This is a genomic window from Geofilum rhodophaeum, assembly GCF_002210225.1.
In the GTDB taxonomy this organism is placed as follows: domain Bacteria; phylum Bacteroidota; class Bacteroidia; order Bacteroidales; family Marinilabiliaceae; genus Geofilum; species Geofilum rhodophaeum.
The window spans coordinates 1-25,519 of the sequence record NZ_MWUJ01000001.1 but is presented as its reverse complement, the minus strand read 5'-3'; the positions used below and the strand labels follow the sequence as shown (position 1 = coordinate 25,519).

The 25,519-nt window shown below is 51.8% G+C and carries 26 protein-coding genes; 16 read left to right on the top strand and 10 right to left on the bottom strand.

Annotated features, from left to right (window positions below; translation table 11 throughout):
- The first annotated feature begins 5 nt into the window (after positions 1-5).
- The 5 genes from B4W65_RS00130 to B4W65_RS00110 all read left to right on the top strand — a co-directional run bounded on the left by B4W65_RS00130 (position 6) and on the right by B4W65_RS00110 (position 2,392).
- Positions 6-233 carry a DUF2061 domain-containing protein gene (locus B4W65_RS00130; protein WP_088653082.1) on the top strand — a complete coding sequence of 76 codons (228 nt, stop codon included), beginning with the start codon at positions 6-8 and terminating at the stop codon, positions 231-233.
- 5 nt (positions 234-238) lie between these two features.
- Positions 239-685 (top strand): precorrin-2 dehydrogenase/sirohydrochlorin ferrochelatase family protein, encoded by a 447-nt coding sequence (locus B4W65_RS00125; protein WP_088653081.1) that lies wholly within the window; start codon positions 239-241, stop codon positions 683-685.
- Complete coding sequence (gene cobA / locus B4W65_RS00120) at positions 682-1,719, top strand: uroporphyrinogen-III C-methyltransferase (RefSeq protein WP_088653080.1); 1,038 nt, start codon at positions 682-684, stop codon at positions 1,717-1,719. Before B4W65_RS00125 ends, cobA begins: the two co-directional genes overlap by 4 nt.
- A gap of 146 nt (positions 1,720-1,865) precedes the next feature.
- Complete coding sequence (locus tag B4W65_RS00115) at positions 1,866-2,096, top strand: hypothetical protein (RefSeq protein ID WP_088653079.1); 231 nt, start codon at positions 1,866-1,868, stop codon at positions 2,094-2,096.
- Positions 2,096-2,392, top strand: a complete 297-nt coding sequence (locus B4W65_RS00110) for a type II toxin-antitoxin system RelE/ParE family toxin (protein WP_088653078.1) — start codon at positions 2,096-2,098, stop codon at positions 2,390-2,392. The genes B4W65_RS00115 and B4W65_RS00110 overlap by 1 nt, the downstream gene beginning before the upstream one ends.
- A 49-nt stretch (positions 2,393-2,441) precedes the next feature.
- On the opposite strand, the gene B4W65_RS00105 is transcribed toward B4W65_RS00110, so the two are convergent.
- Complete coding sequence (locus B4W65_RS00105) at positions 2,442-3,737, bottom strand: cysteate synthase (protein ID WP_205741182.1); 1,296 nt, start codon at positions 3,735-3,737, stop codon at positions 2,442-2,444.
- A 210-nt stretch (positions 3,738-3,947) separates the two neighbouring features.
- Entirely contained in the window at positions 3,948-5,978 is a 2,031-nt protein-coding gene (locus tag B4W65_RS00100; RefSeq protein ID WP_088653077.1) for a sialate O-acetylesterase, read from the bottom strand.
- A gap of 134 nt (positions 5,979-6,112) precedes the next feature.
- Here B4W65_RS00100 and B4W65_RS00095 point away from each other — a divergent pair, with 134 nt between their 5' ends.
- Genes B4W65_RS00095 through B4W65_RS00085 form a run of 3 tightly spaced genes read left to right on the top strand, consistent with a single transcriptional unit; the run spans position 6,113 to position 9,448 of the window.
- Positions 6,113-7,288 (top strand): glycosyltransferase family 2 protein, encoded by a 1,176-nt coding sequence (locus B4W65_RS00095; protein ID WP_158522735.1) that lies wholly within the window; start codon positions 6,113-6,115, stop codon positions 7,286-7,288.
- A 17-nt stretch (positions 7,289-7,305) separates the two neighbouring features.
- A complete protein-coding gene (locus B4W65_RS00090; protein ID WP_088653075.1) occupies positions 7,306-8,919 on the top strand; it encodes a PD40 domain-containing protein in 1,614 nt (537 codons plus the stop codon).
- A complete protein-coding gene (locus B4W65_RS00085; RefSeq protein WP_240509428.1) occupies positions 8,912-9,448 on the top strand; it encodes a GNAT family N-acetyltransferase in 537 nt (178 codons plus the stop codon). Before B4W65_RS00090 ends, B4W65_RS00085 begins: the two co-directional genes overlap by 8 nt.
- On the opposite strand, the gene B4W65_RS00080 is transcribed toward B4W65_RS00085, so the two are convergent.
- Positions 9,426-9,887, bottom strand: coding sequence for a type I restriction enzyme HsdR N-terminal domain-containing protein (locus B4W65_RS00080; RefSeq protein ID WP_088653074.1), 462 nt, complete (start codon positions 9,885-9,887; stop codon positions 9,426-9,428). The genes B4W65_RS00085 and B4W65_RS00080 overlap by 23 nt on opposite strands.
- A 90-nt stretch (positions 9,888-9,977) precedes the next feature.
- Here B4W65_RS00080 and B4W65_RS00075 point away from each other — a divergent pair, with 90 nt between their 5' ends.
- Genes B4W65_RS00075 through B4W65_RS00060 form a run of 4 tightly spaced genes read left to right on the top strand, consistent with a single transcriptional unit; the run spans position 9,978 to position 13,303 of the window.
- Positions 9,978-10,754 (top strand): AMP nucleosidase, encoded by a 777-nt coding sequence (locus tag B4W65_RS00075; protein WP_088653073.1) that lies wholly within the window; start codon positions 9,978-9,980, stop codon positions 10,752-10,754.
- Between the two features lie 23 nt (positions 10,755-10,777).
- Positions 10,778-11,785, top strand: a complete 1,008-nt coding sequence (gene holA / locus B4W65_RS00070) for a DNA polymerase III subunit delta (protein WP_088653072.1) — start codon at positions 10,778-10,780, stop codon at positions 11,783-11,785.
- Between the two features lie 36 nt (positions 11,786-11,821).
- On the top strand, positions 11,822-12,433 hold the full coding sequence (locus B4W65_RS00065) for a rhomboid family intramembrane serine protease (RefSeq protein WP_240509427.1): 612 nt from the start codon (positions 11,822-11,824) through the stop codon (positions 12,431-12,433).
- A 9-nt stretch (positions 12,434-12,442) separates the two neighbouring features.
- Positions 12,443-13,303 carry an aminotransferase class IV gene (locus B4W65_RS00060; RefSeq protein WP_158522734.1) on the top strand — a complete coding sequence of 287 codons (861 nt, stop codon included), beginning with the start codon at positions 12,443-12,445 and terminating at the stop codon, positions 13,301-13,303.
- 1 nt (position 13,304) lies between these two features.
- Here the strand turns inward: B4W65_RS00060 and B4W65_RS00055 are convergent, their stop codons facing one another.
- Together B4W65_RS00055 and B4W65_RS00050 are read right to left on the bottom strand one after the other, a co-directional pair.
- Complete coding sequence (locus B4W65_RS00055) at positions 13,305-13,898, bottom strand: YqgE/AlgH family protein (protein ID WP_088653069.1); 594 nt, start codon at positions 13,896-13,898, stop codon at positions 13,305-13,307.
- 326 nt (positions 13,899-14,224) lie between these two features.
- Positions 14,225-16,681, bottom strand: a complete 2,457-nt coding sequence (locus tag B4W65_RS00050) for an alpha-ketoacid dehydrogenase subunit alpha/beta (protein WP_088653498.1) — start codon at positions 16,679-16,681, stop codon at positions 14,225-14,227.
- A 140-nt stretch (positions 16,682-16,821) separates the two neighbouring features.
- On the opposite strand from B4W65_RS00050, the gene B4W65_RS00045 reads away from it, so the two are divergent.
- A complete protein-coding gene (locus B4W65_RS00045; protein ID WP_088653068.1) occupies positions 16,822-17,022 on the top strand; it encodes a hypothetical protein in 201 nt (66 codons plus the stop codon).
- A 40-nt stretch (positions 17,023-17,062) separates the two neighbouring features.
- On the opposite strand, the gene B4W65_RS00040 is transcribed toward B4W65_RS00045, so the two are convergent.
- The 4 genes from B4W65_RS00040 to B4W65_RS00025 all read right to left on the bottom strand — a co-directional run bounded on the left by B4W65_RS00040 (position 17,063) and on the right by B4W65_RS00025 (position 19,834).
- Positions 17,063-17,521: an RrF2 family transcriptional regulator gene (locus tag B4W65_RS00040; protein WP_088653067.1), complete on the bottom strand. Its 459-nt coding sequence runs from the start codon at positions 17,519-17,521 to the stop codon at positions 17,063-17,065.
- A gap of 53 nt (positions 17,522-17,574) precedes the next feature.
- Entirely contained in the window at positions 17,575-18,222 is a 648-nt protein-coding gene (locus B4W65_RS00035; protein ID WP_088653066.1) for a polyisoprenoid-binding protein, read from the bottom strand.
- 72 nt (positions 18,223-18,294) lie between these two features.
- Positions 18,295-19,485, bottom strand: coding sequence for a hypothetical protein (locus tag B4W65_RS00030; protein WP_088653065.1), 1,191 nt, complete (start codon positions 19,483-19,485; stop codon positions 18,295-18,297).
- Between the two features lie 34 nt (positions 19,486-19,519).
- Positions 19,520-19,834 carry a YceI family protein gene (locus B4W65_RS00025; protein ID WP_088653064.1) on the bottom strand — a complete coding sequence of 105 codons (315 nt, stop codon included), beginning with the start codon at positions 19,832-19,834 and terminating at the stop codon, positions 19,520-19,522.
- A gap of 96 nt (positions 19,835-19,930) precedes the next feature.
- Here B4W65_RS00025 and B4W65_RS00020 point away from each other — a divergent pair, with 96 nt between their 5' ends.
- Both B4W65_RS00020 and B4W65_RS00015 read left to right on the top strand, forming a co-directional pair.
- Positions 19,931-21,568 carry an ABC-F family ATP-binding cassette domain-containing protein gene (locus B4W65_RS00020; RefSeq protein ID WP_088653063.1) on the top strand — a complete coding sequence of 546 codons (1,638 nt, stop codon included), beginning with the start codon at positions 19,931-19,933 and terminating at the stop codon, positions 21,566-21,568.
- Positions 21,569-21,824: 256 nt separating this feature from the next.
- Positions 21,825-24,122: a TonB family protein gene (locus tag B4W65_RS00015; RefSeq protein ID WP_088653062.1), complete on the top strand. Its 2,298-nt coding sequence runs from the start codon at positions 21,825-21,827 to the stop codon at positions 24,120-24,122.
- Here the strand turns inward: B4W65_RS00015 and cobO are convergent.
- Entirely contained in the window at positions 24,119-24,673 is a 555-nt protein-coding gene (cobO, locus tag B4W65_RS00010) for a cob(I)yrinic acid a,c-diamide adenosyltransferase (protein WP_262487793.1), read from the bottom strand. The genes B4W65_RS00015 and cobO overlap by 4 nt on opposite strands.
- Positions 24,674-24,759: 86 nt before the next feature.
- Here cobO and B4W65_RS00005 point away from each other — a divergent pair, with 86 nt between their 5' ends.
- Positions 24,760-25,425 (top strand): FAD-binding oxidoreductase, encoded by a 666-nt coding sequence (locus B4W65_RS00005; RefSeq protein WP_088653060.1) that lies wholly within the window; start codon positions 24,760-24,762, stop codon positions 25,423-25,425.
- Positions 25,426-25,519 lie beyond the last annotated feature (94 nt).

The window sequence follows — 25,519 nt, the reverse complement described above, 5'->3', positions numbered from 1 at the left end:
ATACTATGAGCAACGAACAACGTCAACGCAGTATTCTCAAAGCCCTGTCGTACCGGCTGACCGGCTCCCTGCTGACCATGACCGCGGCCTATTTTCTTACCGGGGAGTTTTTGGTGGCTGCCTCCATCGGCGGCATCGAAATCGTCTCCAAGCTCCTGCTTTACTACTGGCACGAGCGGGTATGGGATAAAATCAGCTACGGCAAGAAAAAAGCGCCCGAATACGAAATCTGAAGTCTATGTATTTGCCCATTAATCTGAACATCGATCGGCAGTCCCTCCTCATTGTAGGGGGTGGGAAAGTCGCCCTCCACAAACTGGAGTCGCTCGAGCGCTTTACGCGCAACATACATGTGGTGGCCCCCGAAATCTGCGAGGGCATACGTCGCCGCTCCTGGGTAACGCTGCACGAGCGCCCTTATCGGCACGGCGATCTGGACGGCCACTTGCTGGTGTATGCCGCCACCTCTGTGCGCAGCGTTAACCAACAGGTGGTTTCAGATGCAGCCGGTCGACCCATACTGGTTACTGTGGCAGATGCCCCCGCTGAGGGAGATTTTATATCCCCGGCCATTTATTTGCAGGACAATATGAGTGTAGCGGTCTCCTCCAACGGCACCGATGTGAAAGCCTCGGTACGCTGGCGCAATGCCCTGCAAGCTTACCTTCAAAATACGACCTTATGAGCCTGAAACTGAAGAAAACCTTTGCACGCCCCGAGTGGGGCAAAGTCACCATAGCCGGTTTTGGTCCCGGTAACCCCGACCTGCTCACCGTAAAAGCTCTGCGGGCGCTGGAGGCGGCCGATGTGGTGTTTTACGACGACTTGCTGGATGCCTCGTACCTCGACCAGTTTGCTGCCGAAAAAGTTTACGTGGGCAAGCGCAGCACCCGGCACACCTTTCGTCAGGAAGCCATCAATCAACAATTGTGGGAAGCCGCCACATCCGGCAAGCAGGTGGTACGTTTAAAAGGTGGCGATCCCTTCATCTTTGGAAGGGGGATGGAAGAGTACCGCTACCTGAACGAACGTTCGGTGGAGGTAGAGCTGGTCCCCGGTATTTCCAGTGCCCTGGCTGCCGCCGCCGATGCCCTGGTGCCCTTAACCGAGCGCGGGGTATCCTCTTCGGTGGCCTTTATTTCGGGGCACGACCTCGATAAGTTGCAAATTCCCAAAGCCGAGACCCTGGTGATTTACATGGGCGCTTCCAACCAGGTGCCCCTGGCGCAGCGGCTCATCGACGAAGGCTGGGCGCCGGCCACCCCGGTCGCCGTTACCCGCAACGCCTCCTATGCAGATGCCGAGACCCGTCGTTATACCCTGGAGCGTCTGCTCAGCGGAGAAAACCTGCTGCCTTCGCCCGCCATCATAATGGTGGGGTGGACCGCAGCCGCCGACGGCAGTCGCCCCGGTCGCCGCTACCTTTACACGGGTCACCGTCGCCCCTCGTCCGTGCCCGAAGGCCTGCATCCGGTGCATGCTCCGCTCGAAACGGTCGATCCCCGGGGCATGTTGCAGCAGCATCCGCGTCCCATGCATTTTAATCTCGAAGATTTTGAAGGGGTGTATTTCTACTCCGCCCTGGCCGTAGAACACTTTATGGCGCTTTACGGCGCCTTTCCCGACCATCTCGACTATCGCTTTGAATCGGCGGAAGCCGCCCTCTGCTTTGCGCAATGGACAGCGCGAAACCGTGTACAAACAGGAACCGGCCACTGATAGCAGTGGCCGGTCACCCGGTCTTGTTTTATTCATCTTATGGCGTGGACAGCAATGGTCCTTATTGTCGTCTAAAATTTGTTTATCTTTGTAATTCAGATTGGGCAGGTTTTCCAAGTGTCTTATACCGATAAATCTTTGGGGCTATGAATCTACAATATGTTTCGGACAGCAAAGGAAAGACTACAGGCGTGTTTATTCCTATTAATGAATGGAATGAGCTGAAAAAGAAATATGAAAGTATTGAGCTGGAAGAGCTCAGTGTTGCCGACTGGCACAAGGATTTAGTCGTGAAGCGCCTTGAAGATTATAAAGAAAATCCAGATTCTGCAATGGATTTTGATTCTGCAATGGATGATATAGAAAAAGATTTGTAATGTATAGGTCTTTAATTCTGCCTTTAGCAAAAGAAGATATCAGGGAAGCTGCTGAATGGTATAATAAGCAGGAAAAGGGGCTAGGAAAAAGGTTTGCTGCAGACGTACGAAGAAATGTCCATTTTATCAGACAAAACCCCCAAGCTTCAAGTATACGTTACAATGTTATTAGAACTGCTGTTTTAAATGTGTTTCCTTTTATGATTCACTATACAGTTGATGAGGTAAATAAAATTGTAATAGTTTCGGCAGTCCTTCATACAAGCAGGAATCCTGAACTTTGGAAAAACAGGTAATCTCAGCTGATCATTTTTGCATTGTTCGACCAGGATGCTTGGTATGCGTTTACTTAAAAAGTTGGTCCAGAACCTTTTTGATGTCCTCTACACCCGGGTTGATGTCAAAAATGTGGTCGGGTTGTTTGTAAATGATTTCCTTATTCCGTTTGAAGTGCTTTTCGCCTCCGCCGGTGATGTTCAGCATTACCGTGGCATCTTTAGGGATGCGACCTGCCTTGGCTTCGGCAATAAGGGCAGCGGTGGCTACCGCTGGAGCTGGTAAAATGTCGTTGCCTTCCAGTTGCTCAAACAATTCGGCCGCCGCCATAGCCTCTTCGTTGGTGGCTTTCAGTACATCTCCGCCCGAGTCCTTCAGGCAATCGTACAAGCCACCCGGAATGGGGTAGGGCGGAAAGCGGTTGGCCAGCACCTTGGCCACAATGGCTTCGGACTGCTTACGCGCCTCGTCGTCGTCGAGCGGCAACAGCTGGCGCGAGTCGGCCTTCCAGGCATTGTACACCGCCAGGAAGGGTTCGTTCTGGGCAATCATCAGTTTCATTTGCTTATTGCCGTAGCGTCCGTCCACGATAAGTCGGTCCACCGCCTCCCAGGCTGCAATGGCACCGGTTCCGCTGCCAATAGCCTGAAAATAGTAGTCGGGTATGCGTCCGATGGTGGTGACGGCCGAGAGGGTAGTGGTGCCCATGCCGTCGCGACGGGCCACGTTGCGGGCGCCGCCTTCGGCGTAATAGCCGGGCAGGGTAACCACCTTATTGGAAAGGTGAATGGCGTCGAAGTAATCGCTGCCCTTGCGGGTGCAAACCAGCTTGACTGAGTCGTTGATGGGCTCATCGAACCACATGGCATCCAGATTGTCCTCAGGCACACAAAGCAGCAGCGGAATGTTGTTGTCGGAGCACACCCGGGCAAAGGCCCGTGCGGTATTGCCGGCTGAGGCCACCACCAATACACCTTTAGTGGCCGGCGTAATGCGCCCCCCAACGGCAAAGGCTTCTGTTTCCTTAAAAGAGCAAGTGCGCATATTAACCCCCTTCTCGGGCCAGTAGCCACTGAAGGTAATGTACAGGTTTTCGAGTCCCAAATGTTTTGCCAAGCCCTCACTTTTGTAGGTGATGGGCGCCGAAGAGCCCTCCAGAAAGCGGGTTACCGGCAACCAGTCGTCAAAGCGAAAAAGGCCCAGACTGGCGTCTTTTACTTCCAGCTGTACTTCTTCGTACACAGTACGAATCAACGAGGGTTCCTTTTCGTTGGGTGCATCCAGTGTCCAGCCCTGGTCACTGAATTGCTGACCCGTTTTTACCGATTGCAGTAGATAGTGTGTTGGCTTAATATCCTGACTCATATTGCATTTAGTTTTGACCTGCAAAATTAGGGAAATCCTATTATTAGAGGTGGGTATTTATACCCATTGTCGGGTTGGGAAGGCTTTCAAGCGCCGTGAACCCGCCCAGCAAGTCGTGGTTGGCTTGAGTTTATACTATGGCTTTGGAAAGACGAAAAGGGCCGCGATCGGATGATCGCTGCCCTTTGGGTTCTTGTGTGCCTGGTCGGCTTAATCCTGAATCTCTGGTTCGGTAGAGAAGGAGGGAGCTGGCAAGCCGGCAGCGTTGAAGAGACTGGCCTGACTGCCGTTGCGGTAGGCATAGCGGACGTAGGCCGGGGTTTTAACGGCACTGGAGCTGAGCACCAGAGTGTCGCCTTCCAGTTTCCATTGGGCAGGATAAAAAGTCCCGTCGGTACCCGCAATTTCAAATTGATTGGGAACTTCTTTGTCTACCACCAAACCACCGGCAGCGTGGGTAAAAGTCAGGTGCAATTCAGAACCCTTAACTTCACTTTGGTCGGGCAGGGGACCGGAATAAGGCAGGTCCATCTGATAGTTGTTGGCCAGGGCCCAGAAGGCCAGGCGTTCGCCAACTTCCTGCTTGCGGGCCGGGTGAATGTTGTTGACGTTGCCCACATCGAGGGTCGAGATCATTCCTGTGTTCGGTAAATCCATCATGCGGCGCTGGGCCTCGCGCAGATGGGCAGAAGAACGACCTTCCGCATCCTGGTAGTGCCAGGGGGCCAATTGTACGTAGTAAAAGGCCAGCTCCTCGTTTTCGAAGCGCTGACGCCAATCGCTGACCAACATAGACTTTAAACGCATGTATTGGTTGGCACGTCCAACATTGGTTTCGCCCTGATACCAAATGGCGCCCTTCAGCGTGTAGGGGGCCAGGGGAGCCAACATCGCATTGAACAGTGCAGTGGGCGTTTGGTTGCCCATGCTGACCGATAGGGAAGGCCGGGCGGCAAAGTCATTGGTCTCCGGATTAAAGGTGTAGAGGGTCGTTCCGCGTATTTCTCCAACAACACGGTATTTCCAGCTCCCCGACAGCGGAATACTTTCACCTGTTTCGGCCAGGCGCAGTACCATCTGGTCGGCCGGCGCATTAAAGCCGCCTCCGCCCTGGTTGTCGATCATACGCACGGCAATGGTGGTTTTCCCCGCCTTAACCAAGTCGGCCTTAACTTGGTAACTGCGTGGGGTCTGCCAATAACCGCCCTCTTCATGCGCCCCAACCAGGGTGCCGTTAAAAAAGGTCAGGTCGCGGTCGTCAATGGGCCCCAGGTCCAGCACCAGTTCCTGACCCTCCCAGGAAGCAGGAATTTCAATGTCTTTTCTGAACCACAGTATGCCGTCAAAAGCCCCCAGCTCGGTGTTTTCAATAACGCCGGGTAAGTTCATTTCTGCCCAGTCTTCGTGACTGGTTTGCGGATGGCTTCCAAATTCGTTGTACAAGTCCAGGCCAATTAAGGGGTCGTTTCCTTCTGTAACGGCGAGCGTCTGCGTGGGCCGACTCTTCAGCCAGGCCTGGTATTCGGCTTCTTTGGGCGCCAACTCTTTCAGTTGGGCCAGTTCTTCCTGAAAGGCTTCCTCCAGGGTCAGCATGTCGCTGCTGATCCAGGCCTCAGCGGCCGAACCGCCCCAGCTGCTGTGAATGATGCCTACAGGAACACTTAATTCCTCCTGAAGCTTTTGCGCAAAGAACCAGGCAGTAGCACTGAATTGTCCCGCCACCTCGGGCGAAGCGGTTTCCCAGCTGCCTTCTACATTAAAAAGGGGGGTAGAACTGGTGTTTTTAGCTACAGTAAACATCCTGATGTTGGGCTTGTTGGCTGCGGCAATGGCCGCTTCCGAGTCTTGAATCAGGTCGTTGGGGGGCCAGCCTTCTAAAGGCATCTCCATATTCGACTGGCCTGAGGCCAGCCAAACTTCACCCAAAAGAACGTCGTTGATGGTTAAGGTGCTTGAGCCCGCTGTAATGGTCAGCACATAGGGGCCTCCTGCTTCGGGGGTGGGCAGATCAACCCGCCAGGTGCTGTCGGCTTCGGCCTGGCCGGAGACTTCCGCGCCCCAGTCGCTGCTCACCGTAACCTGCGTTCCGGGAGCGGCTTTGCCCCAAATGGCGGCAAAGGCATTTTGTTGCAAAACCATGTGGTCGGTAAATAACGCCGGCAGTTGCAGACCGGCATCTTTGTTACAGCTGCCCAAACCCAGGAGGGCCAGCAGTGCAAAAAAGATTTTGCTTCGTTTCATGAATGATTGTTTTTAGGATTTGAGAAACAAATGATATCTTGTCGTTGACTTAATTGTAAAGGTTAAAATTAAGAAATTTATTCTCCTTCTTTTGTATAATGTCCGATATCAATTTATCAAAATCAGATAATAATTTGCCGAAGCCCCGCTTATCGGTGGTTATTGTCAGCTACAATTGTGCCGCTTTTTTGGGCCTGACCCTGCATGCCTTGCTTTGGAAAAAGCAAGATGGCTTAGAAGTCCTGGTGGTGGACAACGCCAGCAGCGACGATACCGCAGCACTGCTGCGGAGCCGTTTTCCGCAGGTGGAGTTGCTGCTTAATGCAGAGAATGTGGGTTTTGGAAAGGCTTGTAACCAGGGGATGGAAAGAGCACGTGGGGAATATTTATTGATGTTGAATCCCGATACTTATGTTCCGGAAGATTTGTACGAGCGGGTAGTGGACTTTATGGACCAACATCCGGATGGTGGGGCCATGGGGGTGCGTATGCTCGATGGCAGGGGCCGTTTTTTGCCTGAATCCAAGCGGGGTTTGCCAACGGTATTTCGGTCCTTTTGTCGTTTTAGCGGACTTTCCCGTTTGTTTCCTTCCTCAGCTTTGCTTGCCGGGTATTATGCTGCGCAGGTGGGGGAGCATGAAACGGCTCCGGTGGAAGTCTTGTCGGGCGCCTTTATGGTGCTTCGTCGCACCGCGGTGGACCAGGTGGGGGGATTTGATGAAGATTTCTTTATGTATGGCGAAGACATCGACTTGTCGTGGCGCATACACCGTGCGGGTTTTCGCAATTACTATCACGCCGGCATCAGCATCGTCCATTTTAAAGGGGAAAGCACGCTGCGCAATCGGCGTTATGTGGAAATGTTTTATGGCGCTATGGAGTTGTTTTATCAAAAACATACGAAGAGAAAAGGTTTCTGGTCCGGCTCCTGGCTGGTTGTACCAGCCATTCGGATGCTGGCACGTATGGCGCGCTGGCGCCTTGCTTTTCAGCGTCGCCCCGGTCGCGAGGAAACGCCTTTGCCTGCGTCAGCTCTGCTTTTGAGCGAGGAGCAGACACCTGCCTTACGTTTTGCCGGTCTGGAACGGGTTTATCCTTGTTGCCACAATGGTGAGCAGACTTTGGGGGCCGAGGCTTGCCTTTTGGATACCTCCACTTGTCGTCCGTCAAAAATTCTTGATTTTGTTAACAGAAAAGCTTTGATTTGTAAACAGTTTTTGTGGCTGTTGCCCGATCGTAAGATTCTGTTGCAGCCGCTTTCCGCTTCGAACCGCAGTGTTATGCACGTGGAGGCAGCGGAGCTCGTTTAATTTATAACCCATGCCTTATGCGTCAGATTTTTACCCTGTTTTTAGTATGCTTTGTTTTTGTTGCCCAGAGTCATGCGCAGCGAAGGGTTTTGCGTAGCGCCGAAGCCCATATTGCCAATGAGCGTTATGTGGAAGCTCTGAATGCGCTTCAACCTTTGTTGGAAGCGGATGAAACACCGGCTGAGGCCCACCTTTTTGCCGGGATTGCGCACCTTAATCGCCCGGGTGGTGTTGTAGAAGCGGAAAAGTACTTAGATCTGGCTGTAGCCGGACTTCCGCTGGGTGAAAAGCCTTCGCGGAGGGCTTTGGAAGCACATTATTACAAGGCCCAGGTCTTGCATCTGACCCATCGCTTTGAAGAGGCCCTAAGTTTACATCAAAATTTGCTCGAAATACTGCCCGCTTCTTCGCGGGATTTGCGGGGCGCCATCGAAAGGGAAATCGGCTACGCCCAAAACGCCATAGAGATGGTTGCTCACCCGGTACCCTACGAAATACAGAATCTGGGCGCTGCTTTCAACACCACTTACGATGAGCACAGTCCCATCGTGGCCCTGGATGAATCTACCCTTTACTTTACCTCTAACCGACCTGCCGATATTGAAGGGCGCCTGGAGGGGCATACATTTGAAGATATTTATGTCTCCCAGTGGCGGGAGGGAGCATGGACCGATGCCCAGCTGGTGAATTTGCCCGGGAACTATTATGCCAACAGGGCCACCGTGGCTTTGAGTGCCGACGGAAACACCCTGGTTTTTTATCAAAACGATGCTACCGTAGGCAACCTTTACTATACACGACTGCGTTTTGGACAGTGGACCGAACCGCAGCCTTTCCCGGCACCCATCAATACCAGTGCCAACGAAACGCACGCCAGTTTTAGTCTCGATGGCGATCGCATTTATTTCACCAGCGACCGGCACGGCGGTTATGGCGGAAGAGACATCTACGTATCGCATCTTCTTCCGGATGGAAATTGGGGGGAGCCATTGAATTTGGGCCCCAACATCAATACGCCTTTGGACGAACACAGTCCTTATTTGCACCCCGATGGTCAAACCCTCTATTTTTCATCGGAGGGCCACCATTCCATGGGCGGCCTGGATGTGTTTTTCAGCATGCAGGATGAGGAGGGCAATTGGGGGGAGCCTGTAAATATGGGCTACCCGGTGAACTCGCCCGACGACGATGTGTTTTTTATGCCCACGCCCGATGGCAACAGGGTGTATTACGCTTCCCGGCAGACCGATGGTTTGGGTGGCGTGGATTTGTATTTGATGACCTTTCCGAGTGACGACGATCGGGGGCTGGCAGTAACTGCCGGTTTTGTGTTCGACCAGGAAAAGAAGGTGCAGGGCTCGGCCATTATTAGGATTTATGACGAGGAAACCGACCTTTTGCAGGGCGTTTATCGGCCCAATACCCTCAGCGGGAAATTTGTAGCCGTTCTGCCTGCCGGTCAGGATTATCGCCTGGAAGTGGAAGCAGAGGGTTTTGAAACCCATCGCGAGAATTTCAGGGTGGAGGTTCGGGATGTTTTCAGCACCCGTGGACGCGCCCATTTTTTGGAAAGTATTTTTTTGCAGCCTCTGGTTGAGGAAGACATAAAGGAGGAGATGGAGCTTGAGTGATTTGTTACGCAACGAGCGCCTGCAGCTGCGGGCTGTGGAGCCGGAGGATGTGGATTTATTGTACCAGTGGGAAAACGACATGGCCCTGTGGCCGGTCAGTTCTACATTGAAACCCTTCAGTCGTGCCCAGTTGGCCCGCTACGTGAAAAATGCCGCCCTCGATGTGTACCAAACCCGGCAGCTGCGCCTCATGATCAATTGGCTGGAGGGTTCTCTTACGGTGGGCATGGTAGATCTTTTTGATTTTGATCCCTATCACAGACGTGCCGGCGTGGGCATTATGCTGCATGCCGATTGGCGGGGGAAGGGCGTGGCCGCTGCTGCCCTGGATTTGTTTTGTCCCTATGCCTTTCAGGTATTGGGCCTGCATCAACTGTATTGCAACATTGCGGAAGGCAATAAGGCCAGTCGGGCGCTGTTTGAGCAGGCCGGTTTTCAGTTGGTGGGGAAAAAGCGCGACTGGCTCAAAACCCCTGAGGGTTTTGAGGAGGAGTGGCTGTATCAGCTCATCCGACCGGCGTCGCATTAATGGTCTCGAAGTCGGGCATTTCTTTCATTATTTCATGCCGGCCCTCGGCATTCAGGCGCAGGCAATAGTGCTGCAGTCCGTTGGTCAGCACCAACCAGCCCACCTTTAAGGGAATGTTGTAGCGGGCTGCCTGACTGAGGGTGGCCTGGTTGAGCGGGATGTGGGGCGCCTTGCATTCTACGATTAAGGCCGGTTTTCCCTGGCGGTTGTACAAAAGCACATCGCTGCGCTGACGCAGTCCGTTCACCACCACCAGCCGCTCTACGGCGGTTAATCCTTCGGGATAGCCCAGCTGACGCATAAAGTTCAGAAAGTGCTGGCGCACCCATTCTTCCGGCGTCAGCACAACCCATTTTTTGCGAATGGGGTCAAAAATGTATTGTTTTCCTTTTTCTTCTTTCAGTGAGGCCGCATAGGGCGGCAGATTCAAGGGCTGCATGACGGCTTGTTTTTAAAGGCAAATTGGGGGCAAATTACCATAAAATCGTCAAAATCCCTTATCTTAGTGTGCTTACTTTATACGGGCTTTATGAAGACAAAACAAGAAATAGTAGAGGACTGGTTGCCGCGCTATACCGGGCGGAGACTCGATCAGTTTGGCGAATATATTTTGTTGACCAATTTCAACCATTATCTGGAGCAGTTCTCCAAGTGGTACGATGCGCCCATTATGGGCGAGGGCAGTAATATGCCCAGTTGCACGGCGCGCGGTATTACCATGATTAATTTTGGCATGGGCAGTCCCAATGCCGCCACCATTATGGACCTGCTCAGTGCCATTGAGCCCAAGGCAGTTTTGTTTTTGGGCAAGTGTGGGGGACTGAAGAACATCAACAAGTTGGGCGATTTGATTCTCCCGATCGCGGCCATACGCAGCGATGGTACGTCGGATGATTACCTGCCGCCCGAAGTGCCGGCACTTCCGGCTTTTAGTCTGCAAAGGGCCGTGTCGTCTGCCATTCGGGATGCCGGTCGCGATTATTTTACCGGTACCGTTTTCACCACCAACAAAAGGGTGTGGGAGTACGATGAGCGCTTTAAAAAGTATTTGAGCAAGACGCGGGCCCTGGCCATTGATATGGAGACCGCCACCATCTTCACCGTTGGTTTCGCCAATTCCATTCCCACCGGTGCCCTGTTGTTGGTGTCCGATCAGCCGATGATTTCGAGTGGTATTAAAACCACCGAAAGCGACAAGCGGGTAACTCAGGAGTTTGTGGAAGGGCACATCCGCATTGGTGTGCAAGCCCTGGAGGAAATCATTCATAACGGCAAGTCGGTCAAACACCTGAAATTTGACAGTTAAGTTCACCAGTTGCAAGTGTACTAATGAAGTTCGAAGAATTAATTCAACAAATAGAGCGGGGGCAGTTTGCGCCCATTTATCTTTTGCACGGTGAGGAACCTTTTTTCATCGACCGATTGTCGGAGCTCCTTCAAAAAAAAGTATTGACCGAGCAGGAGCGTGCTTTTAACGAAACCATTGCCTATGGAGCGGACGCCGATGTGGTCAACATTATTCACGCCGCCAAGCGCTACCCCATGGGGGCGGCGCGTCAGCTGGTGATGGTGCGTGAAGCGCAGCGGCTCGACAATTTTGAACTGTTGGAGAGCTATTTTGAAGTGCCCCAGCCTTCGACTGTATTGGTGCTTTGCCATAAGTATAAGTTGGTCGATAAGCGCCTTAAAGCTTATAAAGTACTCCAGAAGCAGAAGCAGGCGGTGGTGTTCGAATCCAATCGCCTGCGCGATTACCAAATGGGGCCCTGGGTGGCCGATTATTTAAAGAGTAGAGGGCTGACCATTGATCCACGGGCCAGTCAGCTCTTGCTTGATTCTCTGGGCGAGAGTCTTGAAAAGGTGGCCCAGGCCGTGGATAAACTGGTGGTAGCCATGGGGCCTGGTGCTAAGCAGATTACTATAGAGCAGGTTTCCCGAAATGTTGGCATAAGTAAGGAGTACAACGTTTTTGAGTTGCAAGACGCGCTGATTAAGCGAGATGTGTTTAAGGCCAATCGGATTGTTCGCTACTTTGCGGCCAATCCAAAAGCGCAACCTTTGCCCATGATTACCGGCGCACTGTTTAGTTTTTTCAGCAAGCTGCTGGGGTATTATTATCTTAAGGACAAAAGTAAGGCTGCGGTGGCCTCCCAGTTGAAGGTGAATCCGTATTTTGTAGACAAGTACCAAATGGCTGCCAAAAATTATACCGGGGTAAAGGTGGCTCAAATCATTTCCCTTTTGCGCGAGTACGATATGAAAAGCAAGGGCTTTGGGAATACCGGAACGCCGGATGGTGAACTGCTGCAGGAAATGGTGTTTAAGATCTTACATTAATCCGACTGGTTTTGCCCGTCGCCTAAAATGTTTTTTATGACTGTGTATTTGATTGTTATAATTGTTATTGTGCTCATTAGTATGGCCGCCTTCAGTTCCCCGGCACTGATGGCCCGTTATCAGTTGAATCCCTGGAGCGTGGTGCATCGAAAGGAATATGTACGCATCCTCTCTCATGCGTTTTTGCACGTCGATTGGATGCACTTACTGATTAATGCCTTTGTGCTTTTTTCCTTCAGCAGAGCCGTTGTTTTCTATTTCGGTCATTATTTGCCTGGAAATGCTGATGTGCTATACCTGGTGTTGTTTTTAACGGCCATACCCATGTCGGCCCTCTACTCGGTTGTTAAGCACCGTAACAATCCCCATTACAACGCAGTAGGAGCTTCGGGTGCTGTTTCTGCAGTGTTGTTTGCGTCCATTTTTTTCGACCCCTACAATCCGGTGCTGCTGTTTGCCATAATACCCATTCCGGGGATCATTTTTGGCGTGCTGTATTTGGTTTATTCGGCTTACATGGGCCGCAAGCAGATCGACAATATTGGTCACGATGCCCACTTTTTTGGCGCGGTTTACGGTTTTATCTTCCCGATTTTGTACGAGCCCAAATTGTTGCTGCGCTTTTTTGAACAGCTTCTGACTTTTTAGATGTCTGTGATGCCCAACAACAAACAGTATTTGGTACACGACGGGGTGCTGCTTTCGGTGGGGCACCCGCTTTTTGGTGCCGATAATCGTGCCTTCAGGTACGGCGATGTGGTTTTTGAGACCCTTCGTGTACATCGGGGCCGCATTCTGTTTTGGGAGCGACACTACCAGCGCCTGCTCAGCGGCATGGCGGTCTTGCAAATGGCCGTGGCCAGCTTTCCACCTGCACAAGCTCTTTACAGCAGCATCATCGATTTGGTGGTGAAGAACCGGATCTTTTACGATGCACGCATTCGTCTCACCGTTTACCGCAAAGGGGCGGGTCTTTATACCCCGGAGCGCATGCAGGTGTCGTGGCTCATTGAGGCGACCGATCTGCAGCAGACCGGCTATGGTTTTGCCGATAAGGGTTTGCGCATCGGCATTTTTTCCGGCCTTCCCAAGTTGGCCGGACCCCTCTCGCCCTTTAAAACCGGGGCTTCGCAGTCGTACGTGGTGGCAGGGATACACGCCCGGGAGCAGGGCTGGGACGACGCCCTGGTGGTTAATGGACAGGGCCTGGTTATCGAGTCCTTCAACTCCAGTCTCTTTTGGGTAAAGGATGAGGTGGTCTATACCCCGCTGGTCTCCTCTGGTTGTATCGACGGGGTTTTGCACCGAGAGTTGCAGCAACTGGCCAGGCAGGAGGGCATAAAATGGGTGGAAAGTCCCGGTGCCCGTGAGGCGGAACTCCTGGATGCCGATGAAATTTTTCTGGGGAATGTGATTGCAGGTATTCGCTGGGTGGCTGCCTATAAAAACCGCCGCTACTTTGCCCGCATTTCCAAACGGTTGCATCGGGCGCTGATGGCGCAGATCGATAAAGCTTAAGCTAGTTGAAAGCCGGATTGGTGGGGAAATTGGACCAGGTTCGGTACACATCGCCCAGATTTTCCATGCTCTCTTTCCAAATGGTGCCGGAGTTGGCGTGCATAATCCGGTAATCGTCCAGGTTGGTTACGATCCAGGAGTTTTCTTCAATTTCGCTTTCGAGCTGGCCGGGCGACCAGCCTGCATATCCGGCAAAGAAGCGGACACTGTTTTTGTCGGCCTTACCGGCGTTGATGAGTTGCTTGATGGCTTCAAAATCGCCGCCCCAATAAATGGATGGGGTGATTTGCATAGACCCGGGCACGTCCTTGCCCATGGTGTGCAAAAAGTGCAGGGTGTTGGACGATACCGGTCCCCCAATAAAAAGCTCCCCGCCAAAATTAAAGAGGTCCTCGATCACTTCATCGGGATATACATCGGTCGATTTGTTCAGCACAAAGCCCACGGAGCCTTCCTCACCATGTTCGGTCAGCAGCACAATGGAGCGTGCAAAATACGGGCCCTGCAAAAAGGGCTCCGCAATAAGTATGCGGCCTTTTTGCGGACGGAGCATTTGGTTGATTCCCTGAAAAATGTTCAAATCAATGTTCTTCATTCCGACGTCCTCCTATCAACATTTAGTCACGAAAACAAGGAAAAAAAGTTGGGAATAAAAAATAAAGGGCCACTTTTTGTCCTTATTTAACCTGCTTTATTCATAAGTTGTCGTTATGAGATGCTCAAATACCAATAAATATGGACAACCGCAAAGAAAATGGACGCAGGGAATAATAAATTATTTTCAAATCCATTTTGTTGAGGACGTCCGTATTTAGCAGGTAGTTGGGCATCGTAATAGATAATTTATGAATAATGCAGGTAGACTTCAAATTAAGTGCTTCGTCCGAGAATGGCAAGCCATTAAGAGCGTTTTAACAATGTTTATTCGTAAATGGGTGGAAATTGGCCCGGATGCGCTTCATTCATAAGGTCGTAGATGGCCTCATAAACATCTTCTGCGCTGGGTTTGCTGAAATAGTCGCCGTCGGTGCCGTAAGCCGGTCGGTGTTCCCTGGCCGAAACGGTAACAGGGGGTGCATCCAGGTGGAAAAATGCCTTTTGTTGTTCCAGTACATTTTGCAGCATATAGGCTGTTGCTCCCCCCGGCACGTCTTCATCGAAGAATACCACGCGATTGGTTTTCTTCACCGATTCCAAAATGCGGTGTTCGGTATCAAAGGGCAGCAAGGTTTGCACATCTACTACTTCTACAGAAATGCCAATTTCGGACAATTGGCGTGCGGCTTCCAGACCAATGCGCACGCAGGACCCGTAGGTGACCAGGGTAACATCCTCTCCCTCCCGCATAATTTCCGGTATGCCTAAGGGGATGCGGAATTCACCCGGGTTTTCCGGTTTCCGTTCGCGCAGTCGGTAGCCGTTGAGCGGTTCAATAACCAGGGCCGGATCGTCGCCCTGCAAGAGGGTGTTGTAAAAGCCGGCTGCGCGGGTCATGTCACGCGGTACGCAGACGTAGATGCCGCGAATGGAGTTAATGACCATGCTCAAAGGGGAGCCGGCGTGCCAAGGGCCCTCCAGTCGGTGTCCCCGGGTGCTGACGATCAGCGGCACTTTTTGTCCCCCTTTGGTTCGGTAATGCAGCGTGGCGGCATCGTCGCTCAGGGTTTGCAGAGCATATAAGAGGTAGTCGAAGTACTGGATTTCGGCGATGGGCCGAAATCCCCGCAAGGCCAGACCAATTCCTTTTCCAATGATGGTGGTTTCCCGTATGCCTGTGTCGAACACCCTTTGTTCGCCATATTTCTCCTGCATGCCCTCCAGGGTTTGGTTGACTCCGCCCAGACGACCGGTGTCTTCCCCAAAAATCAGCACCCGCTGATCTTTGGCCAACAGGGCATCGAAATTATTCAGGAGAATCTCTCTGCCGGGAATGGTTTCTACTTCTTCGGCATATTGCGGGGCTACGGGGGTGACTTTCAGGGCAGAGTGTACCGACTCGTCGTACAAGAGCGCATTGTATTTTTCGTGCCCCATTTGCCGGTAGTCCACCACCCACTTTTTAAGCTCATCTTTTAATCCCCCCGGCACATCGCATGAGGCGCAAACATTACGCAGCACTTTGCGTGCGGCGCTTAAAATTTCTTTTCGGGTAAGGGTGTGGGCCCTGCGCAGACCGCTGATGGCTTCGTCGATGAGGTGCTGGCGGGCCTCGTTACAGGCGCAGTGGCGTCTGGTTACGAGGTCGATGAGGGCATCGCGTTCCTGTTCCAGAGGGGCGATGTACTCCTGATAAGCGGCCTCCCGGGCTTCTTTTACTTCCTTTTGCGCTTCGGTCTCGAGCAGGTCCAGCTCATCGGCAGCAGCAATGCCGGTTTGTTCCATCCACTGGCGCATGCGCACCAAACAGTCGTTTTCTTTTTCCCAATGCAGGCGTTCTGCACTTTTGTAGCGCTCGTGCGAGCCGGAGGTGGAGTGGCCCATGGGCTGGGTCAGTTCCTCCACGTGAAAAAGAATGGGGGTATGTTCGTTGCGGCACAGGGCGATGCCTTGCTCGTACATTTGGCAAAGACCGGCATAGTCCCAGCCCTTGGCCTTGAGAATGTGCAGGCCCGTACCGTTTTTTTGGTCTTTGGCAAAGCCTTTAAGTGCTTTGGATATGCTGCCTTTGATGGTCTGGTTTTCGGTGGGTACCGAAATGGCATAGCCATCGTCCCACACCGATACGGCCATCGGTATTTGCAGTACCCCGGCGGCATTCATGGTTTCAAAAAAATGCCCTTCGGATGTGCTGCCGTCGCCTATGGAGACGAAGACTACTTCGTTGCCCTGCTTGCTGAATTGCTGAGCTCCCGGCAGACCGGGTTGTTGCCGGTATAATTTGGATGCCAGGGCCAAGCCTACTGAGCGGGGCATTTGTCCCGCTGTGGGACTGATGTCCGAGGCGGTGTTTTTGCTTTGGGTTTGATCAATCCAGGCCCCTTCGTCATCAATCAGGCGGGTGCCGAAGTGGTTGTTGAAGGAGCGGCCGCCGTTGTCGGGATTCAAATGGGTACGCGTTTCGCCATAAAGCAGGGCAAAAAAGTTTTTTGGAGTGGTCATGCCCGCAGCCAACAGAAAGGTCTGGTCGCGGTAGTAACCCGAGCGCCAGTCGCCCTCCCTGAACTGTTTGGCCATGGCAATTTGGGCCACTTCTTTTCCATCTCCAAAAATGCCGAACTTGGCTTTTCCGGTGAGGACTTCCCTGCGTGCCTGCATGCTCATTTGCCGACTGGTATGTGCCAGCTTATAGTCCTTGAGTACTTCTCTTTTAAAATCGTCGAAACTTAGATCGGTTTCAGGTGCTGCTACCATCTCCGGCGTTTTATTGGTCTTTTGCATACAAATAAAAGAATAAATCACGGATCTAAAAACAAATGCCAGTCTGTCTCCGTTTTGTGCACTTTGCAGCCACACATCAAACAGTCAAGAGGGTTTATTGTTTAGGATATTGCCTATCTTTGTGGCAAAGAAACCAGCTTATGATTTGGAAAGTGTTGTTGCTTACGCTGATATTGGTGGCCTTTGTGGCTTTTCTGATGTCGTTTAATGTCCTGTTTCGTAAAAACGGACAGTTTCCCAATTTGCACATTGGCTCCAATAAGGAAATGTCGAAAAGAGGCATTTCCTGTGCCACTTCTCAGGATCGCATGGCCCGGAAAAAGGGGCGAGCGATGGACTGAGTTGCTTGTGCTTTAAGCTTGTTCCCCTTAAAGGACGGTTTTACTTATCACATTCTACCCGTAAAGGGATATAACTCTCGACTGTTTCCAGCTCTATTTGATGGTCGAGCAGTTGCTGCAGGGTGAAGGATTTGAAGTAATCGATGATGACTTTATTGAGGCCCTGCCAAAAGTGCTTGGCCGAGCAGACTTTCTCTTTGGCGCAAAGGTAGTTGGGGGCCAGGCAGTCCACCAAATGGAAGGGCGGCTCAAAGGCCTGGTAAATGTCAAAAAGGGTAATTTCTTCAGCCGGTCGAGTCAGTATGTAGCCGCTTTTTTTGCCGTGGACATTCATAATGAGGTCGGCCAACTTTAATCCCAATACAATTTGATCGAGGTACTTGTTCGACAAATCCTGCCGTCGAGCAATTTCTTTTTGCAATATGCCCTGTTCGTTGGTCTCCCGGGCAATTTCGATCATGGCGCGCAGGCCATAGCGGGTCTTGGTGGTGATTTTCATGATGTGGTGCTTTGCTAAAGAGGCGTCGGAAACAAGCCGGCGACCACATTGTTTTAGTTTTGCGTGAGCATGGTCTGCTCAATGCGCAAACCAAAGTTAACAAATACTTCGTGATTAACCTTGACCATGCCCATGAATTTGGTGGGGGGGTGCAGACTGAAATCTTGTAAATTTATTTTCACATCCCCTCTGATGCGCAGCATATTGTCTTCACACAAATGTATTTTACCCGGTATTTTGTATTTTTTTTCCTCGCCGGCCAGACTGACATAAATTTCAGAGGCAATGGTTGTTGTTTGCTGTCCCTCGGGATAAAACTCGTAGGGGTTGAAGTGGAAGCGGATGGTGATGTAGGGATGTTCTTCGGCCTTAATCAGTTTGATGAAGTCGGCATACATTAAAGGATTGGACGGCTCGAAATCTTTCGAGGGAATTTTTACGCTCAGATAACCCTCCTGCGGGTAGAAACGAATCAAGGAGCGCTGGTCGTCCAGCATCTGCTGGAAGGAGAATTCGTTGACATTGGTGGAGCCTGCAATGGTGATGAAGTTGTGGCAGTCGCTGTGCTTGTTGCCTGCCGACTCCGTTTGGGCCGTAAGGGGTGAAAAATAGGCCAGAAAACAGGCCAGGAACCACAAGAGGTGCAGACCCGCGTTGTTGCTTTTGGGGCTTGTTTTTGGGTTGTTTCCTGTTTTTTGCATAGCCTGTGTGTTGGGAAGTGGTGCTGCCCTGAGGCAGCACCACTTTTGAAATGGGCAATTTTTTGTTTCTGCTTAGAAGGAGATGGCTGCTTCCAGTACCAGTCCTTTAAACTCGCCGCCGTCGATGGCGCCGTGGGCGGGACCCTCATACTGTTGCATCACATAGTCGAGTTTCACCAACACGTACGGCACCATGTTCCAGCCTCCGCCGATGTTGGTGCGCTGAACGGTGGTTCCGTTGTTGTTGTCCACTTTGTTCCAGCGGCCACCGGCATAGAAATCGCCAAAGCGGTAAAGGCCCTGCAAGGCAGTCTGGGTAAACTCCTGGTCGTTGCCCCCGCGAACGCCCTTCATGGTCTCGTAGATACCAAATAGCTCGAGTCCTTTGAACTGACCAAAGAGGTTGAACATGTAGCTGTTCATCTCGGTTTGGTTGGCACCGGGACTCCAACGGCCGGAGCGGAAGTTGGCGTCGGCGGTGTTGGCCGAAGCGTTTTGATCGTCGAAAATTTGCATCACATTGTAGTAACGGGCTCCGGCACGGTCGCCGTCCCACAAGGTGGAGCCGCTGTGTCCTTCACCCACGTGGTAGCCCGAGAAGGTGGCACGCAGCCGCAGATCTTCGGTGACCTGACTGTCGTAACCCAGTTTCCAGGTAAATACGAGGTCTTCGCCCAGGTCGCCGCCCCTGCCGTAATTCATGCGACCGTTATTGAGGCCCACATTGGCCAGGAAGCCGCTGTTGCGGAAAAGAATTTCCATCCCGGGGTTGTTGGTGTAGGCATCCATGATCCAGTTGCCCACAAAAGGGTTATTGGTCACCGCTGCGTTGTTGCTGCGGAAGTAGTGCGCATCGCCGTAGTTGGGCATCATAACACCGGCCTTAATGGTCAGGTACTCCATAATGCCATCGGCAGCCGGCAAAAAGGGCAGGTGGTCTATAGTCAGATAACCCCCTTCAACCCAGGCCTCGTTGTGGTGGCGTGAAGACAAATAGTTGTTCAGGTGCAGACGCATACCCGGCGCCAGATCGGCCGAGATGTAAAGGTTGGCCGCAGGCAGGTTGAAGTTCTTTTTCAAATCGATCAACTCCACGTCGGCCTCGTGCGACAAGCCCTGGTATTGAAGGGCAAAGTCGGCTCCGATTTTTACCTTGAGTTCATTGAAGTCCTCCGGATTGATTTTTTCCGCTTCAAATTGTTGCGCACCAACGCTAAGGGCGCCAGCCAGGAGGAATCCGATACTTAATATTCTTGTCTTCATAAGTGTTTGTTTAAAAATGGGGTGAGTAATTTATTTATTTCAATACGACTTCGTAGTTCACCTTAATGGCATCGCCCGATTTTACAGCCCCCAGCATGGCTTTGGGCGGATCAATGCCGAAGTCGGTCATTTTAAGATTGGCCGTTCCGCTTACTTTGAGTTGCCCGTTGGCGGTGTCGCCGGTTATGCGCAGGTTGACCTTTTGTTTTTTGCCGCTAATGGTAAGCGTGCCTGTTACCGTGGTGCTGAATTTTGTGCCGCTGAGTTGCGCAGTAGCGGTTCCGGTCTGCGTAAAGGTGATGTCGGCATACTTTTTTACCTGTAAGGCTTCATGGGCTTTTTCGTCCATGCCCGAACTCTCGCTCTCTAATTAAAAGTCCCCCCGGCAGTTCGCGCCTTGCTAAAGACTGCTTATCTTTGCCGCTTCATTTTTAAAAGGTGCAGCATGATTTCAGTGGACGGACTAACCGTGGAGTTTGGGGGAACCACCCTGTTTAAGAATATTTCCTACGCCATTAACGAGCAGGATAAGATTGCTTTGATGGGCAAGAATGGGGCCGGGAAGTCCACCATGCTCAAAATACTTGCGGGCGTTCGTCAGCCCTCGGCCGGCAGGGTTTCGGCACCCGAGGGAACAGTTATTGCCTACCTGCCCCAGCACTTGATGACCGAGGACGGTCGCACCGTTTTTGAGGAAACCGCCCAGGCTTTTGCCCAGGTGAACAACATGCAGGCCGAGATTGAGCACCTGAACGAACAGTTGGCCACACGTACCGATTACGAGTCGGACGAGTACTATGCCCTTATTGAAAGGGTGGCGACACTCAGCGAGAAGTTTTACAGCATTGAGGAGGTGAACTACGATGCCGAGGTGGAGAAGATTTTGCTGGGACTGGGTTTTGAGCGCAGCGATTTTCAACGGCCCACCAACGAGTTCAGCGGGGGCTGGCGCATGCGCATCGAACTGGCTAAGATTTTGCTTCAGAAACCCGATTTGATCTTATTGGATGAGCCCACCAACCACCTCGACATCGAATCCATTCAGTGGCTCGAAGATTTTTTGGTGAACAGCGCCAAGGCGGTCATGGTGATTTCGCACGACAAGGCTTTTGTGGACAACATTACCACGCGTACCATCGAGATTACCATGGGGCGCATTTACGATTATAAAGTGAATTATACCCAGTACCTGGAGTTGCGCAAGGAACGACGCGAACAGCAGTTGCGTGCCTATGAGGAGCAGCAGAAAATGATTGCCGACAACAAGGATTTTATTGAGCGCTTTAAGGGTACCTACTCCAAAACCAACCAGGTGCAGAGCCGGGTACGCATGCTCGAGAAGCTGGAGCTGGTGGAGGTGGACCAGGAGGACAACTCGTCCCTGCGTTTGAAATTTCCGCCCTCGCCACGTGCCGGCAGTTTTCCGGTCATTGCTCAGGAGGTGGGCAAGAACTACGACGGTCACCAGGTCTTTGCCCAGGCCTCCTTCACCATCAAGCGGGGCGATAAAGTGGCTTTTGTCGGTCGCAACGGGGAAGGAAAATCCACCATGGTAAAATGCATCATGGGCGAGTTGGCCCACGAGGGCCAACTTACCGTGGGTCATAATGTGCAAATTGGTTATTTCGCCCAAAACCAGGCCTCGTTGATGGAGGAGGAGTTGACGGTTTTTCAGACCATCGACGATGTGGCCAAGGGCGATATCCGTACCAAAATAAAAGACATTCTGGGCGCCTTTATGTTTGGCGGCGACGAAATTCATAAGAAGGTAAAAGTACTGTCGGGTGGTGAGCGTACCCGGCTGGCCATGATCAAATTGTTACTGGAGCCGGTGAATCTGTTGATTTTGGATGAGCCGACCAACCACCTGGACATTAAAACCAAGGACATTCTCAAGAGTGCCCTGCGCGATTTCGACGGTACACTCATATTGGTGTCCCACGACCGGGACTTTCTGGACGGACTGGTGGAGACGGTCTACGAATTTGGTCACGGCAGGGTGAAGGAACACCTGGGCGATATCCACAGCTTTTTGGCCCGCAAAAAGATGGACAACCTGCGTGAAATTGAGCGCAAGAGTTGAGGGCCCGCTGCCCAAGCTGCAGTTTTTTAACAGTTTCAGCAACCCGACAGACGACCATCTTTTTAACAAAAAGCTGGTTTTTGTCGGGTTGCTGCGGCTTTGGGGGTTTTACGTTTCTTTAATAAATATTTGGTTAAGTTATTCTTGTGTTGTGTTAACTTGTTGTTAAGAATACCGAGAAAAGCAAACTGGTTGCAACCCAAGTTTACGACCCTTCCTTTATGGAGCTGTTTTGTACCACATAAATTACAGCATTATGAAAACCAGGAACCATATTTTATTGCTTGCCGTATTGTTGGGCTTTTCGATTTTTAGCAAGGCTCAGGAAAAGAACGAATCCCCTTATTTTGTTGTGTTGTCGGATGAAGATGCGCAGGCCCAATTGCCGCTGAAAACCACTTCGGTGGAGGTGGATATTTCCGGCGTTATTGCCGACGTGCAGCTGACCCAGCGCTACGTAAACACCGGCGCCAGCACCATCGAAGCCATTTATGTATTTCCGGCCTCCACCCGGTCGGCCGTTTATGCTATGGAAATGCTGGTGGGCGACAGGCGCGTGGTGGCCAAAATTGAAGAGAAAGCCAAGGCCCGAAAAGATTACGATGCCGCTAAAAAGAAGGGGCGCACGGTCTCCTTGTTGGAGCAGGAGCGCCCCAATGTTTTTACCATGAAGGTGGGCAATATTTTGCCGGGAGCCACGGTGGAGGTGCAGCTCTCTTATACCGAGTTGCTGGTGCCCAGTGATAAGGTGTACGAATTTGTTTTTCCCACGGTGGTTGGTCCCCGTTATGTGAGTGGGGCAGAAAAAGAAGGGGGAGCCCGTGTGGATTGGGCGGCCAATCCCTACACGCGGGAAGGGGAGCCTCCGCTTTTTAGTTTGGATATGGAGCTGCGCCTGCAAGCTGGCATGCCCTTGCGCGATCTGCGCTGCAGTACCCATAAGCACGACGTGTCGTGGCAAAATGAAAATGCAGCGCTTGTAACCCTGCAAGAGCCTCAGGGGGGAAACAGGGACTTTGTACTTCAGTATCGTTTGGCTGGTGAAGGTGTAGATACCGGTGTTTTGTTGTACGAAGCGCCCGACGGAGAAAAGTTTTTCCTAGCGATGGTGCAGCCGCCCGAGCGGCCTGCACCCGAAGAATTCCCTCCACGCGAATACGTCTTCATTCTGGATGTATCGGGTTCCATGTATGGCTTTCCCCTCGATGTATCCAAGGAGCTTTTGGTGAGTTTGCTCGAAGGATTGCGTGAAACCGACCGTTTCAACATTATTTACTTTTCCGGAGGGGCCGAGGTGTACAGTCGCTCTTCCCAAAGTGCCACGCCCGAGCACATTGCCGCAGCCCTAAGCTTTTTAGAGAACCAGCAAGGCAGTGGGGGCACCGTGCTGTTGCAGGCCTTGCAGAAGGCTATGACACTGAATCCGGCGGAGGGTTATGCCCGTTCGTTCTGTATTTTTACCGACGGTTATGTCGGTGTCGAAGCTCAAACCTTTGATTATATACGGAATAATCTGGGACAGGCCAACTTCTTTGCCTTTGGCATTGGCAGCTCGGTCAACCGTCATTTGATCGAAGGCATGGCTCACGTCGGTTATGGCGAGCCCTTTTTTGCCCTGAATGAGGAAGAGGCGGTTTTGGAGGCGAGAAAGTTTCGTCGCTACATTGAACAACCGGTGTTGACCGACATAGCGGTGACCTTCGATGGTTTGGAGGTGTACGATGTGCTGCCGGAGGACTGGCCCGATTTGTTTGCCGAGCGTCCCCTGATTATTTCCGGCAAGTACAAGGGTGAAGCCAAAGGGAATTTGCTGGTCTCCGGTACCTCCGGAAAGCGCCGCGTTGAAATGAAGGTGCCCGTGGCTGCCCCCGAAAAGGAGTCCCCCGCCCTGCGCTACCTTTGGGCCCGTGAAAAGTTGCGTTTGTTGTCCGATTATGCCAACCTGGGTGGTCACTGGAACAGAGACAGCAGTTTGGTTGAGCAGATTACGGAGCTGGGACTGCACTACAGTCTGCTGACCTCCTACACCTCATTTATTGCAATAGATTCCCTGATCACGAACCCCGGTGGAGCGCAAAATACCGTTTTGCAGCCCAGTGCCCTGCCCCAAGGCGTCAGCAACAACGCGGTAGGGGGACTTAGTATCGTAGAGGACGATGTGGAAATCGAGAGCGAACTGGAGATCACTTTTTCCAATATGCTGGTTGAGGAAGAAGCATCTGATGGAGGAGAAATATTTTACATCGTTGAAGAAATGCCCGAATTTCCCGGAAGTTCCAGCGGATTGCAGGCCTATCTGTCTCAGTCCATTCAGTACCCTGTAGCCGCTCAGGAAAACGGCATACAGGGAAGGGTGTACGTTTCCTTTGTAGTAGATGTAGATGGGAGCATTACCAATGTCAAGGTGGTGCGTAGCGTGGATCCTTTGCTCGATGCCGAAGCCGTTCGCATTGTAAAGGCTATGCCCAAATGGAAACCCGGCAAGCAAAGAGGAAAGCCCGTGCGCACCACTTACACCGTTCCCATCAATTTTGTGCTTGCAGACGGCGCTTAAAACTCAATGCCCTTGCGGGCCTGGATGCCTTGTTGATAGTAGTGCTTGACCTCCTTCATCTCGGTAACCAGGTCCGCCCGGTCGACCAGCGCCTGCGGCGCATACCTGCCGGTAACAATCACTTCGGTTTGCTCCGGTTTAAGGTCAATCACTTTCAGGAGGTCCTCGATGGAAAATAGTCTGTAGTGCAATGCAATGCAGGCCTCATCGAGGACCACCACATCGTAGGCACCACTTTGTATTATCTCCTTTACCTCTTCAAGTCCCACAAGCGCTGCGGCAATGTCCTCCGGCACCGGATCGTTTTTAATGAAGCATCCCCTGCCGTATTGTTTCAGTCTAATGGCCGGCAAGTATTGGGCCAGGGCCTCAATTTCGGAGTAAGTCTTACCTTTCACAAATTGGGCAAAATAGACCTTTTTACCAGCCCCGACAGCCCTCAGGGCCAAGCCCAATGCTGCAGTGGTCTTGCCTTTGCCATTACCGGTATAAAGTTGCACGTATCCCTTCATTTTTTTCTGGTTTAAGGTTTGCTTTGAATGAGTAAAGATACGGTCTATTTGCTTTGCGCCTGCTTTTTTTATACCTTAATAAGGTTGTAAACAATGAGCCATTGTTGAACCTAAAACCAAAAGTCATGGCAAAGAGCGCAGTAAAGATTTTAAAGATAGAGCCATTAACCCACGACGTGTTAAGATTTGAAGTGGAGAAACCCATGGGCTACACCTTTGTGCCCGGACAGGCCACTTCCGTCGCCATTAACCAAAAGGGCAGAGAAGACGATGCCCGCCCCTTCACCTTTACCAGTCTGCCCGACGAGGACCACCTGGAATTTGTGATTAAAATCTATGCAGATCGGGAGGGAATGACCAGCGCCCTGCGCAATGTAGAAGTGGGCGACGAATTACTGATTGCCGATCCCTGGGGCAACATTGCCTATAAAGGTCCCGGCTTATTCATTGCCGGAGGGGCCGGCATCACCCCCTTTATTGCGATATTCAAGCAGCTGCAAAAAGAGGATGCCCTTAAGGGCAGTCAGCTTTTGTTTGGCAACAAGACCCGCGACGACATTATTCTGGAGGACTGGCTCAACACCTTGCTTGGAGACGCCTGTGTGCATGTGCTTTCCAAAGAAGACGTGCCGGGTTACGTACATGGGCGCATCGACGAAGAAATGATCGGCATCCACTACAACGGCGGCAATATTTACGTGTGCGGTCCGCCCCCGATGATGGAAGAAATTGGCGGCGAGCTCGACTTCATCGGTTTCCCTCCCGACCTTGTGGTGAAGGAAGAGTTTTAATGGGGGGCGGTTTCTAACCACCACGAAGGTGTCCCCAACTTCATCGTTGTGTAGGCGACCTATGCGGATTTGTCAATAGGAAAAGGGATAGGCC